The 13,370-nt window shown below is 70.9% G+C and carries 14 protein-coding genes; 9 read left to right on the plus strand and 5 right to left on the minus strand.

The features are described 5' to 3' along the window. The first annotated feature begins 12 nt into the window (after window positions 1–12). Complete coding sequence (locus tag ACQPZW_RS10340) at window positions 13–894, plus strand: arylamine N-acetyltransferase family protein (RefSeq protein ID WP_433794608.1); 882 nt, start codon at window positions 13–15, stop codon at window positions 892–894. Between the two features lie 62 nt (window positions 895–956). After that, entirely contained in the window at window positions 957–1,505 is a 549-nt protein-coding gene (locus ACQPZW_RS10345; RefSeq protein ID WP_433794609.1) for a GNAT family N-acetyltransferase, read from the plus strand. On the opposite strand, the gene ACQPZW_RS10350 is transcribed toward ACQPZW_RS10345, so the two are convergent. Both ACQPZW_RS10350 and ACQPZW_RS10355 read right to left on the minus strand, forming a co-directional pair. Beyond that, window positions 1,497–2,219: a hypothetical protein gene (locus tag ACQPZW_RS10350; RefSeq protein WP_433794610.1), complete on the minus strand. Its 723-nt coding sequence runs from the start codon at window positions 2,217–2,219 to the stop codon at window positions 1,497–1,499. The genes ACQPZW_RS10345 and ACQPZW_RS10350 overlap by 9 nt on opposite strands. Further along, on the minus strand, window positions 2,206–2,697 hold the full coding sequence (locus ACQPZW_RS10355; RefSeq protein WP_433794611.1) for a winged helix-turn-helix transcriptional regulator: 492 nt from the start codon (window positions 2,695–2,697) through the stop codon (window positions 2,206–2,208). The genes ACQPZW_RS10350 and ACQPZW_RS10355 overlap by 14 nt, the downstream gene beginning before the upstream one ends. Before the next feature lie 56 nt (window positions 2,698–2,753). On the opposite strand from ACQPZW_RS10355, the gene ACQPZW_RS10360 reads away from it, so the two are divergent. Continuing rightward, a complete protein-coding gene (locus tag ACQPZW_RS10360) occupies window positions 2,754–3,266 on the plus strand; it encodes a PaaI family thioesterase (RefSeq protein ID WP_433794612.1) in 513 nt (170 codons plus the stop codon). Between the two features lies 1 nt (window position 3,267). Here the strand turns inward: ACQPZW_RS10360 and ACQPZW_RS10365 are convergent, their stop codons facing one another. Beyond that, window positions 3,268–3,798: a DinB family protein gene (locus tag ACQPZW_RS10365; protein WP_433794613.1), complete on the minus strand. Its 531-nt coding sequence runs from the start codon at window positions 3,796–3,798 to the stop codon at window positions 3,268–3,270. A gap of 273 nt (window positions 3,799–4,071) precedes the next feature. Here ACQPZW_RS10365 and ACQPZW_RS10370 point away from each other — a divergent pair, with 273 nt between their 5' ends. After that, the gene (locus ACQPZW_RS10370) at window positions 4,072–5,043 is read left to right on the plus strand and encodes a helix-turn-helix transcriptional regulator (protein ID WP_433794614.1); all 972 of its coding nucleotides are present in this window, start codon (window positions 4,072–4,074) and stop codon (window positions 5,041–5,043) included. Between the two features lie 150 nt (window positions 5,044–5,193). Here ACQPZW_RS10370 and ACQPZW_RS10375 read toward each other — a convergent pair whose 3' ends face one another. Further along, the gene (locus ACQPZW_RS10375; protein ID WP_433794615.1) at window positions 5,194–5,985 is read right to left on the minus strand and encodes a DUF2231 domain-containing protein; all 792 of its coding nucleotides are present in this window, start codon (window positions 5,983–5,985) and stop codon (window positions 5,194–5,196) included. A gap of 287 nt (window positions 5,986–6,272) precedes the next feature. Between ACQPZW_RS10375 and ACQPZW_RS10380 the strand changes: the two genes are divergently transcribed. The 5 genes from ACQPZW_RS10380 to ACQPZW_RS10400 all read left to right on the plus strand — a co-directional run bounded on the left by ACQPZW_RS10380 (window position 6,273) and on the right by ACQPZW_RS10400 (window position 12,316). Continuing rightward, window positions 6,273–8,297: a diguanylate cyclase gene (locus ACQPZW_RS10380; RefSeq protein WP_433794616.1), complete on the plus strand. Its 2,025-nt coding sequence runs from the start codon at window positions 6,273–6,275 to the stop codon at window positions 8,295–8,297. Between the two features lie 89 nt (window positions 8,298–8,386). Next, window positions 8,387–9,115, plus strand: a complete 729-nt coding sequence (locus tag ACQPZW_RS10385; protein WP_433794617.1) for a matrixin family metalloprotease — start codon at window positions 8,387–8,389, stop codon at window positions 9,113–9,115. 70 nt (window positions 9,116–9,185) lie between these two features. Next, on the plus strand, window positions 9,186–10,952 hold the full coding sequence (locus tag ACQPZW_RS10390; RefSeq protein WP_433794618.1) for a cellulase family glycosylhydrolase: 1,767 nt from the start codon (window positions 9,186–9,188) through the stop codon (window positions 10,950–10,952). 68 nt (window positions 10,953–11,020) lie between these two features. Beyond that, complete coding sequence (locus tag ACQPZW_RS10395) at window positions 11,021–11,878, plus strand: hypothetical protein (RefSeq protein WP_433794619.1); 858 nt, start codon at window positions 11,021–11,023, stop codon at window positions 11,876–11,878. A gap of 78 nt (window positions 11,879–11,956) precedes the next feature. Beyond that, the gene (locus ACQPZW_RS10400) at window positions 11,957–12,316 is read left to right on the plus strand and encodes an STAS domain-containing protein (protein ID WP_433794620.1); all 360 of its coding nucleotides are present in this window, start codon (window positions 11,957–11,959) and stop codon (window positions 12,314–12,316) included. Here the strand turns inward: ACQPZW_RS10400 and ACQPZW_RS10405 are convergent. Further along, entirely contained in the window at window positions 12,280–12,942 is a 663-nt protein-coding gene (locus ACQPZW_RS10405) for a carbonic anhydrase (protein WP_433794621.1), read from the minus strand. The two genes, ACQPZW_RS10400 and ACQPZW_RS10405, sit on opposite strands and share 37 nt — an antisense overlap. Window positions 12,943–13,370 lie beyond the last annotated feature (428 nt).

Raw genomic sequence — 13,370 nt, forward strand, 5'->3', positions numbered from 1 at the left:
TAGCGTGTCGGCATGCCCGACACCATCGACGTCCCCGGCTATCTCGCCCGGCTGGGCCTGCCCGAGTTGGCCGGTCACGAGCCGTCCGTTCCGGCGTTGCGGGCGCTGCACCGGGCGCACGCCGAGCGGGTGCCCTACGAGTGCCTGGAGATCCACCTGGGCCGGCCGACGACGGTCTGCCCGTCCGCTTCCGTTCGCCGCATCGTGGCCGGTCGCGGCGGCTACTGCTTTCATCTGAACGGGGCGTTCTCGGCGCTGCTGCGGGCGCTCGGCTACCGTGTCACCAGGCATCTCGGCGGTGTGCAGGGGCACGCCGATCCGGTGGGCGGGGCCACCGGCAACCATCTGGTGCTCACCGTCTCCGGTCTGCCGTCGGCCGAGTCGCCCGAGGGCGTCTGGCTGGCCGATCTCGGCATGGGCGACGGCGTTCACGGTCCGCTTCCGCTGGTCGAGGGCACCTACACCGACGGGCCTTTCCGGTACGGGCTACGCCCGTCCGTGGTGGAGCCGGGCGGGTGGCGGTTCGACCATGACGCGCGGGGGAGCTTCCTCGGGATGGATTTCCGGTCCCAACCCGCCCGCATGTCGGATTTCCGGGAGAAGCACGAGGAGTTGACGACCTCGCCGGAGTCGGGCTTCGTCCGGGTGGCGATGGCCGCGCGCCGGGACGCGACCGGTTTCGACGTCCTGCGGGGCCTGATCCTGACCCGGGTCGGCGATTCTCCGTCCCGGACGGTGCTGTCCGACCAGGTCGCCTATTTCCATGCGCTGGCCGACATTTTCGGCATCGTTCTACCCGGTTCGGATCGCGCTCTTCTGTGGCCGCGGGTCGCCGAGACGCACCGGCGCTGGGAGCGGGAGCAGTCTGATTTGCCAATACGAATGGACCTCTGATTAGGTAAGGCTTACCTTATCAAGTTAACGGAGGTTCAGGCGTGGGGGCACGCGTGATCAAAATGTCTGAAAATACTAGTTCGGTCGTCCTTACCGAGAAGGTCGACATCGATGAGCTCGCCGCGGTGTATCGACGGGTTCACGCCGCCGATCTCCACCTGACCGACCACAGCGAACCGTCGGTTGAGGACCGTCTGCGATGGACCGCCGAGGCGCCCGGATTCCAGGCCGCACTCGGCTACGTGGACGGTGCCCTCGTCGGGGCCGTCATGGGCTGTCCACTGCCTCCGGAGACCCTCTGGTGGCGCGACATGACCGATGTGAACGATCCCGATCTGGTCGCCGAATGGGACGGTCGCACGTTCGCCGTCTGTGAGGCGTTCGTCGATCCGGCACAGCAACGGCACCGGCTGGGCGTACGGATGGTGGCCGAGCTGCTGGACCACCGCAAGGAGGAGCGTGTCTCGCTGGCGGTCGCGGAGACCAACACCCGGGTGTGGCACGCCCTGCAGCGCCTGAGGTTCGAGCACGTCGGGGACCTGATCCCGTTCCCCGGCTGGCGTCCGCACCGGATGCTGGTGCGCGCGCTGCCGCTCAGCTCCTCACGCTGACCGGCGAGGGTCCGGTGGGTTCGCCGACAGCGCCCGGGTGATCAGCACCAGATCCTCGGGCGGGAACCCGCCGGGCCGCCGGGGTGACGACTCGGCGTCACAGATCAGCGCGCCGTCCTCCGTCGACCAGCGGGCCGAGCGGTCGAGCAGTTGCCGGGCCGTCTCCCGTGCCTCGACGGGTGTCGCGGTCGGGGCGCAGACCGCGATCAGCGCGTCGGCGAGCAGGTCGGCGGCGGTGGGAGGGGCGCCGCGGTCACTGATCGCCGGGTGCAGCAGGACCAGCCGCTGCGCGGGGGTGCCGAGCCGTCCACGGTCCACCAGCCGGAGAGCCTCCGGCCAGGAGAGGCCGGGGCCCCAGCCGTGCCCCTCGACCGAGGCGATGCTCAGGCACCGGCCCGTGCCGGCCGGCAGGACCACATAGTCGAGGCCGCCCTCGTGGTCGTGGCCGTGCCACTCGATCATCGCGAGATCCGACTCGCCGGCACCGAACCTCAGCACCGGCCAGCGGCCCGGGCCGGCCGGCTCGTCCCGCGACTCGACCGGCTCCGTGCAGGCGTCGAACACCGAGGCGACCAGGTCGGTGTCGGCGAAGCCGTCGAGCATCCGGGCCCAGAGCTGCGGCCGCTCCAGCAGCCGGGCGCCGTCGTACAGCACGCTCGGATCCACGTCGGCGTAGCGGCCGGTGTAATCGGCGGCTTGATCAGGATCCAGCATCGGGCGAGCGTAGCCGGGCGCCCGGGCCGGGCCGGGGCTGGATCTCCCGCTGCTTCTCGACGAGGTGCCCGTCGGCGCAGGTGACGGCGATGTGCAGCTCGGCGCCGCACTCGCGGTGGGCGTACTGGATCGGTGGGCCCTCGGGGTCGGCCAGGTAGCGGTTGCCCCACTCGGCGAGCGCGATCATCACCGGGTAGAGGTCGAAGCCCCGGTCGGTGAGCCGGTATTCGTGGCGGACCCGGGAACCGGGCTCGCGGTACGGCTCGCGGCGCAGCACCCCGTTCTCGACCAGCTTGTTGAGGCGGTTGGTGAGCACCTGCCGGGGGATGCCGGTGCGCACCCGCATGTCGTCGAAGCGCCGGATCCCGGTGAACACCTCGCGCAGCACGACGAGGGACCACTTCTCGCCGAGGATGCCCATGGCGCGTTCGACGGTGCAGTTGTCGACGGACCATTTCAGGGCGGGGGGAGCGGTCATGTGAGGAAGGCTAAGTCTCGTTGACAGACTCATCAAGCCTCTGGAAGCCTGCATCCATGACGCAGACCCAGGAAGCCGCCCGCACCCGGACCTTCGGCTGGAGCGATCCGGTCGAGCACGCGAGCCAGATCGGCCGCCGCAGCGGGCTGGAGCTCCTCCGGGCCATGTCGGCCGGTGACTTCCCGGCGCCGCCGATCATGCACCTGATCGACGTGGTGGGCATGCGGGTCGAGGAGGGCAGCGTCACCGTCGAGCTCGACCCGCAGGAGTTCCACTACAACCCGCTCGGCACGGTGCACGGCGGCGTCCTCTCCACCCTGCTCGACACCGCGGCCGCCTGCTCGGTCCACAGCACGCTGCCGGCCGGGGTCGGCTACACGAGCATGGACCTCAACGTGAAGTTCCTGCGCCCGGCCACCATCGCCTCCGGCCGGCTCACCTGCACCGGCGGCGTGCTGCAGCGCGGCCGGCGGACCGCGCTCGCCGAGGCCCGGATCACCGACCCGGCCGGCCGTCTCATCGCCCACGCCACGTCCAGCTGCATGATCTTCGAGATCCCCGGCGCCTGACCTACTCCGGCGGGTCCTCCCCGGTCAGGCCGTCGATCGACTCCCGGATCAGGTCGGCGTGACCGGTGTGCCGGGCGTACTCCTCGATCATGTCGATCATCATCCGGCGCAGGCTCGGCGTCCGCCCGTCCGGCCAGGTGAAGTCGGCCGGCGTGTCCAGCCCGCCCGCGCCGATCGCCTCGGTGATGTTCGCGCGCGAGCGTTCCACGCACTCCCGCCACAGCGCGTAGAGGAACTCCGGGCTGTCGTCGGCCGCGCTCCGCCACTCCCAGTCCGCCTCGTCGTCCCAGTCGACGTCCCGCCACAGCGCCGCCGGCTGCCGCCCGAGCCGGATCGAGAAGTACATGTCCTCACACAGCGCCAAGTGCTTGAGCAGCCCGCCGAGCGTGATCGTGCTGGCCGCGGCGGTGGCCCGCAGGCCGTCGGCGTCGAGCCCGCCGGTCTTCCAGGCGAAGATGCGCCGCTGCCGCTCCAACGACCCGACCAACGTCTCCACCTCGGTGCCCGCAGCGGGCGGTCCCATCGGAATCATGCCCGCACGTTAACCGCGGTTCCGGACGATAGGCTTCCGGAACCGGCGACCGGCACCCGGAACCGTCTGCCGTCGGACCCTCCGCGAAGCTGGTCGCTTCTGGCGGTCCGGCCGCCGGTGGCGAAGGGCCGCTGGGGCGAAGGACTGCCGGTGGAGAAGGACTGCCGGTGGAGAAGGACTGCCGGTGGAGAAGGACTGCCGGGGTGAAGGCGGCGCTTGTGATGAAGGCGGCGCTGGTTGTGAAGGCGGCGTGACGGAAGCGAGGGTGGACTGGTGGAGAGCCCGACCGCGCGGGCGCTGATGGCGTTCGAGGCCGTGCAGGGCAGCCCCGGCATCACCGCCGACCGGCTGGCCGAGCGCCTCGGCGGCATCTCCGAGCGGGCCGCACGCCGCTACATCGCCATCCTCCGCGAAGCGGGCATCCCGATCGAGTCGGTCCGCGGGCCGTACGGTGGTTATCGCGTCGGCCGCGGCGCCCGCCCCGCGCCGCTGATCTTCACGCAGGCGGAGGCACTCGGCCTGGTCATGGCGGTCCTCGACGGCCATCACGCGGCCGGCGACACCAGCAATCCGGTCGGCAGCGCCCTCGGCAAGATCGTCCGGGTGCTGCCGGAGACGCTCGGCGCCCAGGTCGAGGCGGTCCGCCGGACCGCGGCGCCCGCGCCCGACCGCGGGGCGGCGCGGCCCGACCCCGAGACGACGTCACGGTTGGTGCAGGCTTGCGCTCAGAATCAGACGGTACGGGTGAGCTACCGCTCCGAGGCCGGCAACGAGTGGACGACCGACGCCGACCCGTGGGCGATCGTGGTCCGGCACGGCCGGTGGTATCTGCTGTGTCACGCCCACCGTCCCGCGGCCCGCCGCGCCTACCGCATCGACCGCGTCACCCGGGTCGACATCCTGACCACCGTGTTCGTCCCGCCGGCGCTCGCCGACCCGATCGCCGTGCTCGACGAGCACCTGGCCACCGGCTGGGAGTACCACGCCGAGGTGCTGATCGACGCCGACCCGGATCAGGTCGCGACGAGCGCCGGCACCGCCCTGGGCACGCTGGCCCCCGGCTCCCGGCCCGGGACCACCCTGCTCACCGGCACCACCAGCTCCCCGTACTGGTATGTCCGGCAGCTCACCGCGATCCCCGTTCCGTACCGAATCCTCGGTGGCCCCGAGATCCTCGTCGCCGCCCGAGACATCGCGACCCGCATGCTCGCCGCCATCGACCCGCCGCCGCCCCCGCCCGCGTAGCCGTCGTAGCCGCCGTCCCTGTCGCCGCTTCGTCCCCGTATCTCCATCGCCGCTCCGTTCCCGTCGCCGTTGTCGTCGCGCTGGCCGGTCGCCCGCCGTAGACGGTCGGCGGGCGGTCGATGGGCCGCCGGAGGGCTCCGGCTGAGGGGATCACGGCGTTCGAGCGGGGGAACGGTGGGCCGAGAGCTCAGGCCCGGGAGCCTCACCGCATTCGTCGGCGGTTTCCGTCGGCGGAAAGGCGTCGCGGCGAGGTTTGGGGCGGGGCGTGTCACGGTGTTCGCCGGCTTGCGCGGGTCGTGGGGAGGCGGCGGACCGGGGTCTCCGTTGCGGCACGTCACGGCGTTCGGCGGCCGGTGCTGGTGCCTGTGCCTGTGGCGGCGGGGCGGCGGCCCCGGGCGGCCCGGATGGCGGGGGAGCTCGTCTCGGAGCGGGCGGGGTCGGGTGAGTGAGCAGCCGGTTCAGGTCGGTGGGGATGGTGGCTACCGGCTGGCGTGCCCCGCGAACGGGACGGCGGTCGGCGACCGGGGCGCCCGGCGTGGCCAGCCGGCCGCTGAACCAGGCGCTGAAGGCGGCGGCGGCCAGGCCGGCGAACTCGACCGTGAGCAGGCTCGCCGAGATGGCGCGGTGCGGGTCGCGGACGCGCATGAGGGTGAGGACGGCGAAGACGATCAGGACACCGACGTCGAGGAGCAGCGCCGAGACGAAGAGGCGGGCGGTGGCGGGGGTGGTCGCCGCGATGGCGTCGGCGACGGAGGCCAAGGTGGCGAGCAGGCCGCCGCCCAGGCCGGCGACCAGGTTCCAGAAGGCGACGGTGCCCAGCAGGGTGGGTGCCCCGAGCAGGGTGGCCAGGTCGAAGACGAACGCCATCCAGAAGAGGCCGAGCGGGAACATCAGCAGCATCGGCTGCATCCCGTGGCCCGCGATGCGGAGCCGGCTCTGCATGCGAGGTCCCCCTGCCGTGCTCGCCTGTGTCACCGGACCTACCCAGCCTCTGCGGAAACCTTCGGAAACGTGCGGTCTCGTGTGGGTGATTCGCTGTCCGGGCGGGTGATCCCAGCACCGCGCGGAGGACGGCGGCTGCAAAAGGCGCGCAGTGGGCGGCGGCTGGTCCAAGGCGCGCAGAGAGCGGCGGCTGTCAAAGGCGCGAGGGCGTGAGACGGGAAGCCTCAAGGGGAGCGCGGGCCCGCCGATGGTGGCGGGGTCGAGTTCAACCAGGGAGGTGCCGCGTCGTGAAGCGCGAATCCCTGGGCACGGTCGAGCGGTCGCGGCGGCAGTCGCTGCGGGCGTCGACGGCCTACGGGGCGGTTCCGGCGGTGCTGGCGGCGGCCTACGCGGTCGGCACCTGGGGCGAGCCGCACCGGGTGTCGATGCTGGTGGTCGCGCTGGCGATGGTGGGGCTCGCGGTGGTGGGCTGGACGGCGTCCAGCCGGATCGCCCGGACGCGGTGGTGGATCTGGAGCCAGCTGACCGCGGCGGCCGTCAACCTGGCCGGGTCGGCGGCGCTGGGGATCATCGACGGGGGCGTGGCCGGGCCACTGGGCACGTTCATCCCACTGTCGGTGCTGCTGCTGGCGATCGTGGTCCCGCCACGGGCGTTCCTCGTGACCGGTGGGCTCGGCCTTTCGGCGTACACCGGTGTCCTGGTCCTGGGTGACCCACCGCCGCCGGGGTATCCGCTGGTGCATGGCCTGGCTTTCGGCTGCGTCGCGTATCTGTGCCTGCGTCATTCGGCGGTGCTCGCGTCGTTGCGGCGGCGGCTGGCCGACAATTCGCGCACCGATCCGCTGACCGGTTGCCTGAACCGGCGCGGGTTCGACGAGCGGGTGGCGGCCGAGCTGGCCGACGCCGAGCGAAGTGGCAGTCCGGTGACTCTGGTGCTGCTGGACCTGGACCGTTTCAAGGAGGTCAACGACACGCACGGCCACCGGGCCGGTGACGAGTTGCTGGCCTGGACCGGTCAGGAGCTGCGGGCGGATCTGCGCGCCCACGACGTGGTGGGCCGGCAGGGCGGCGACGAGTTCGCGTTGCTGCTGCCGGGCACCGACACGGCGGACGCGGAGGTCGTGGTGGAGCGGCTGCGGCAGCGGTTGCGGGGGTGCGCGCCGGGCAGCCTGGGGCACGCCTCGTTCCCGGGTGACGCGACCGACTTCGCCGGACTGCTGCTGGTCGCCGACGAGCGGCTCTACCAGGACAAGGCGGCCCGGGTGCGGCGTGCGCCGACCGCTGCGGCGGTGGCCGGGGCGAGGTCGGGGATCCGTCCGTCGGGGCCGGTCGCGGCGGTGGAGGCGCGGGAGCGGCGGCGGCATTCGATCGCCGACCCGGGCTGGATGTCGATCACGCAGACGGTGGTGGCGCTGGTCTACATGGGGCTGGTCGCCAACGATCACCCGCATCGCACCGGGATGGTGATGCTGTCGCTGTGGGGTCTGCTCACCGGTCTCGCGGTCGTGGTGGGTGCCGACTGGCTGAGCCGGTCGCGTCTGGCCCGGCCGCTGATGCTGGCGTTCGCGTTCAGTGCGTTCGTGAGTTGTGCGGCGATCGCCACCCTGGACGGCGGGGTGGATCAGCCGCTCGGCATCGGCGTGCTGCTCTCGATTCCGCTGTTGATGCTGGGCATGCGGCCGGAGGTGGCCGGGCCGGTGGCGTTGGCCGCCGGTGGGCTCTACCTGCTGGTGGGGCTGCGGGTCGGTGACGTCGACGGCTGGTATCTGGCGGTGCATCTGCTGGAGACGGCGGCCGCGGCGACGGCGTGCGCGTTGCAGGGCCGGGCGGCGGCCCGCCAGCGTCGGCTGCTGACCCGGCTGTCGCGGGTGGACGTGCTGACCGATGTGCTGAACCGGCGCGGGTTCGCGGAGCGGTTCGCGGCCGAGATGGCGCACAGCCGGCGGACCGGCCGCGAGGCCGCGCTGCTGGTCCTGGACCTGGACGGGTTCAAGCTGCTCAACGACAGGCATGGGCATGCGGCGGGTGACGAGCTGCTGCGCTGGGTGGCGACGACGCTGCGCGAGCAGGTGCATCCGCACGACATCGTGGGCCGGCTCGGTGGCGACGAGTTCGTGGTCCTGTTGACCGACGATGACGCGTCGGAGGCGGCCGGACGACTGCGGACGGTGCTGGGCGCGCGGACCGGCGTGAGTATCGGCGCCGCGGTCCTCGACGTGGACGGTGACGACTTCGACGGCCTCTACGCGGTCGCCGACGCCCGCCTCTACGAGCAGAAGCGAAATCCCACGCAGAGGTACGCCCACAACTGACCGCAACCGGCCCGCACCCGGCGTCCACCCGGGACGGCACCTGTGGCGATCACAGAATGGGGCCTCCCTTCGATCGATCGGACCCCCGTATGAAGCGCGTACTGCTCCTGCTCGCCGCGGTGTCGACGCTGGTCGCGGCCCAGCCCGGGGTGGCTCTGGCGGCTGCCGGCAGCGCGAAGGCCTATGCCTTCATGAGCCAGTCGCACGGCAGCCGGCTGGTCGCCCGGTGGAACCCGTGCGGCGGCGTCATCGACTACCGGGTCAATCTGGACCGTGCGCCGAAGGACTCGCTGGCCGAGGTGAAGACGACGTTCAGCCGGATCGCCGCGGCCACCGGGCTGACGTTCCGCTATGCCGGGACGACCGGCGTGATCCCGCAGGCGAAGTCCGGCTACGACGGCACGTACCCGGCGGGCACCGAGATCGTGATCGCCTGGGTGACGCCGGGCAGGCACAGCAAGTGGCTGCCGTCGGGGAGCCGGGTGCTGGGCATGGGTGGCGGCTCGTGGCAGACGGCGTACACCGCGGACGGTGGTGACGCGCTGATGATGCTGTCCGGTGCGGTGGTGCTGAACGCGTCGTCGGTGAAGTCGCTGTCGCGTGGTTTCGGGGCGTCGGGCAACGGCACGACCGGCGCGGTGCTGATGCACGAGATCGGCCACGCGATCGGCCTGGCGCACCCGGAGCAGGACGACCGGAACCAGATCATGTACCACACGATCACGTCGAAGAAGGCGGTGTGGGGCGCCGGCGACCTGACCGGTCTGCGCAAGCTGGGGAAGTCGTCGGGCTGTCTGTACACCCAGCGCCCGGCATGACGGGAAAGGCCCCATGAGTCGCTGTTCCCACAGGTGTTGCAGATTGTGAACAAGTGATTACCGTCGATACATGCGGGCCTTCTTCCTGGCACTTCTGCTGGCGGTCGCGGGTTTCGCGACGCCGGCGCGACCGGCCTCCGCCGCCGCACCCACCGACACCCACGGTCGCGAGATCGTCCTGCGCGGCTTCAACGTCTCGGGCAGCACCAAGCTGTACGAGAACGGCCTCCTCCCGTTTCGCAGCACCGCCGACGCGGCGACCGCGGCCACCCGGATGCGCGAGCTCACCGGCGCCAACGCGATCCGCTTCCTGATCAGCTGGGAGGGGGTGCAGCCGGCCCGCGACCGGATCGACACCGCCTACCTGGACCGGGCCGCCGACCAGATCCGCCAGTTCACCGACCGCGGCATCCGGGTGCTGCTCGACTGGCACCAGGACCTGTACTCGGCCCACCTGTTCGACCCGGACAGCTGGTACACCGGCGACGGCGCCCCGAAGTGGGTGATCGACGCCGGCACCTATCCGGACGAGTCGTGTGGCATCTGCCTGCTGTGGGGGCAGAACATGATGAACAACGGCGCGGTACGCGCGGCGATGTACGACTTCTGGCGCAACCGCTACGGCGTGCAGGACGCCTATCTCACGCAGGCCCGCGCCGCCCTCACCCACCTGCGGTCCCGCGTCGACTACCCGATGATGCTGGGCGTCGACCCGTTCAACGAGCCCTTCGACGGCGGGCTGGACGGCGGCTCCGGGACCACCTGGGAGACCACCTATCTGCTGCCGTTCTACCAGCGGTTCCGGGCCGTGATGGACGCGACGGGCTGGTCGTCGCTGCCGCTCTACGCCGAGCCGCTGGTCTTCTGGAACACCGGGTTCTTCGAGCAGGGCGGCCTGTCCACGGCCGGGCGGCTGGGCCCGCGCTACGTGTTCAACAGCCACTACTACGACGGCGGGCGGATGACCCTGGACCCGTCGGCGGCCGGTGACGGGACGTACAGCGCCGCGATGAACCGGATCCGGGACCGGGCCACCGCGCTCGGGACCACGGCGTTCGTCTCCGAGTTCGGCAACGCCATGTCCGGCACGAGCAGCAGCTCCCGTACCCCGTGGATGATCCGTTCGATGTATCAGGGCCTCGACTCGCGGCTGTCCGGCGCCTCGTTCTGGAACGGCGCGGCGGGCTCCGGGCAGGTGCTGTCGTCGACCCAGTGGCACTGGGACGACTACAGCGGCAGGCACCGGGAGCTGATGAACTTCAACCCGGACAAGGTGCAGACCGCCGGGGACGCGTGGAACGGCGAGGACCACTCGGTGATCGCCGGCGGGGTGCCGCGGCTGGACCGGCGGGTGCTGGACCGGCTCTTCCCGAGTGCGGTGGCCGGAACCACGATCGCGTTCGCCTACGAGGACCTGGCGCGCGACGGGTTCGCCGGCGCGGGACGTCAGCAGGCGTGGCTGACCGTGCCGTCCCGTCTGCCCGCGATCGCCGGGCTGGTCGCCGGCCGCCAGTACGGCGTACTGGTCTGGCGGGAGCCGTCGGCGCCACTCGCTGCACCGACCGAGCTGCATCTGCCCGGGTCGTTCCCGTCGGCGCGTACCGTCGTGGTCTCCGATCTCGGTGTCGTCGCCGGGGTGCCGGCGACCGGACCGGTCGCGGTGACCACCGAGGCCGGAGCGACGACCGCCCGTCGGCTGCTGCTCGACGCGACCGGGTCGGCGCCGGGCCGGGTGCACGTGGCGCTGGTGGTCAACGCCTCCGACGTGGCGTCGGTGCCGGCCGCGACGCTGACCGCCGCCCGCACCGAGTTGCTGGCCTGGGCGGCCGCATCGTGACTCCGGCTCGCCTATGACATGACTTCTGCGACTGTGGGCGCACCCCGGGAGGCTGGGATCCTGGTTCGATGAACGTCCAGGTCCTGCCGATCACGTCCGCGGACGTGTCCCGGGTCGCTCAATTCCTGCACGCCCATCTGAACACCCGGCTCAGCGTCGACATGTGGGCCCGTGCGCTCACCCCGCCGTGGAAGTCGCCGGCGCCCAACCACGGCTTCATGCTTCTCGCCGCGGGTCTGGTCGTCGGCGTCTACCTGGCCTTCTACGCCGAGCGCACGGTCGGCGGGACACGGCAGCGGTTCTGCAACCTGGGCGGCTGGTGTGTGCTCCCGCGGTACCGGCTGCTCAGTGTCAAGCTGCTGCGGGCCCTGCTCAGGCAGGAGGGCTACCACTTCACCGACCTCACCCCGAGCGGCAACGTGATCGGGATGAACGAGCGTCTCGGCTTCCGGCACCTGGAGAGCGAGTTGCTGGCCGTACCCCATCTGCCGTTGTCCGTGCCGTTGCCCGGGCGGGTGGTCACCTCGGATCCGCACCGCATCGAGGACCTGCTGGCCGGTGATGATCTGCAGCTCTATCTGGACCATCGGGAGGCGCCGGCGGCCCGGCACGTGGTCCTCGCCGACCGGTTCGGGGTCTGTCACGTGGTGTTCCGGCACGACCGTCCGAAGAACCTGCCGCTGTTCGCCTCGCTGGTGCACGTCAGCGATCCGGTGGTGTTCCGCCGGATGTTCCGGGCGTTCACCGGCCATCTGCTCACCCGATACCGGCTTCCGGTGACCCTTCTGGAACCGCGGGTGGCCGGTTTCCGGCCGCGCGGCGCGATCAGGGTGCCCACCGATCGCAGACGGATGTTCCGCAGCGACACTCTGCAACCGCATCAGATCGATCTTCTTTACAGTGAGCTCGTCTGCGTTCCGTTCTGAGGTGCGCCATTGTTGGCTCGGTCACGGTGTCATCGGGATTTCGGCTGCCGGACACATTTTGCGAGTACGACTTCAGGTATGACCGACCCACGGTACGAGATCGAGCGAACCAACCACCGGACCGGATCCACCATCCGGCTGCACCTGATCGGCGCCTTCGACCGGGATGCCCATCGGGTCCTTCGCGCCGGGATGCGGGACGCGTTCGCCTCCGGCCGCCGCGGTCACCGGGTGATCATCGACATGGCGCGGGCGGAGACGATCGGCAGCGAGTGCATAGAGTTGCTGCTGATCGGCTACACCCGCGCCATGCGTGGCGGCCACGGCTACGACATCGTCAACGCGGCCGGCCATGTGCGGCAGGCTCTGGCCCTCACCGGTCTCTGCGAGCCGGAGGCCGTCTACAGCACCGTGACCGTGCCGGTGTCCAGGTCGTAACGGGCGCCGACCACCCGCGCTCCACTGTGGGCGACGATCTCACTGCGGGTGACCAGCGCTGACACCTGGGCGCGGACGTTTGCGGAGACCGCCTTGTCCACGCCGTCCGGGTCGTCGACGAACGGGGTGACGATCGGGCGCAGCGCGTCCACGATGGCGGCGATGTGACCGGGGGCCTCGCCCCCGGTCCTGATGGCGTTGAGGGTGGCCGAGACCGCGCCGCAGCGCTCGTGCCCGAGCACGACGATCAGCGGCGGGGCGAACTCCTCGACCGCGTACTCGATGCTGCCGAGCAGCAGGTCGTCGATGATGTTGCCGGCGACCCGGTTGTCGAAGAGGTCGCCGACGCCCTGGTCGAAGAGGATCTCCGGGGCGACCCGGGAGTCGGCGCAGCCCAGGATGACCGCGAACGGGTGCTGACCGGCGGCGATCTCCCGGATCCGGGCCGGGGACTGGTGGGGGTGCCGGCCGTGGCCCGTGACGAACCGGCGGTTGCCGGCCAGGAGCTGCTCCAGCGGGGTGCCGGCGTGGTGGGCGGCGTGGGCGGCCGGAGCGAGGGCGACGGATCCGGCGAGTGCACCGCCGACGGCGAAGAGTGACCGACGGCGAAGCGTTGAGTCCAGCATCTTGTGCTCCAAAGAGAGAGGGACGGGCTCATCTTGCTCCTGGAGATCAATTACGCCCAGCAACTATGACAATCAAGACATGCAGATACTGCAATAGTCGGCAAATCGGGCGCATGGTGCATTCTCCAGAAGATTTCGCGGTCATTCCCTCGGACGCGTGACGCGGGAAAGAGCCGACGTGACTTATGTTCTTTCAGCGGTCCCGGCGGCCGCCGCCCGGTCGCGTCCTGACGCTTGCGCCGGGCTGTCTCGCGTACCCGGAAGCGATTCTCGGAATGGTATTTGTCGCCGATCCGACCGTTGTTCGAGAGAAACGAAATCGAAACAACTCACCGGAAAGCGGGAATCAGCGAGATCGACTTGAATAGTTCGCCGACGTTCGCGATATGGTCGGGCCGCTCCATTCTTGGAGTCGAATTCCCTCATTG

The organism is Actinoplanes sp. CA-252034 (assembly GCF_050956125.1).
GTDB lineage: Bacteria > Actinomycetota > Actinomycetes > Mycobacteriales > Micromonosporaceae > Actinoplanes.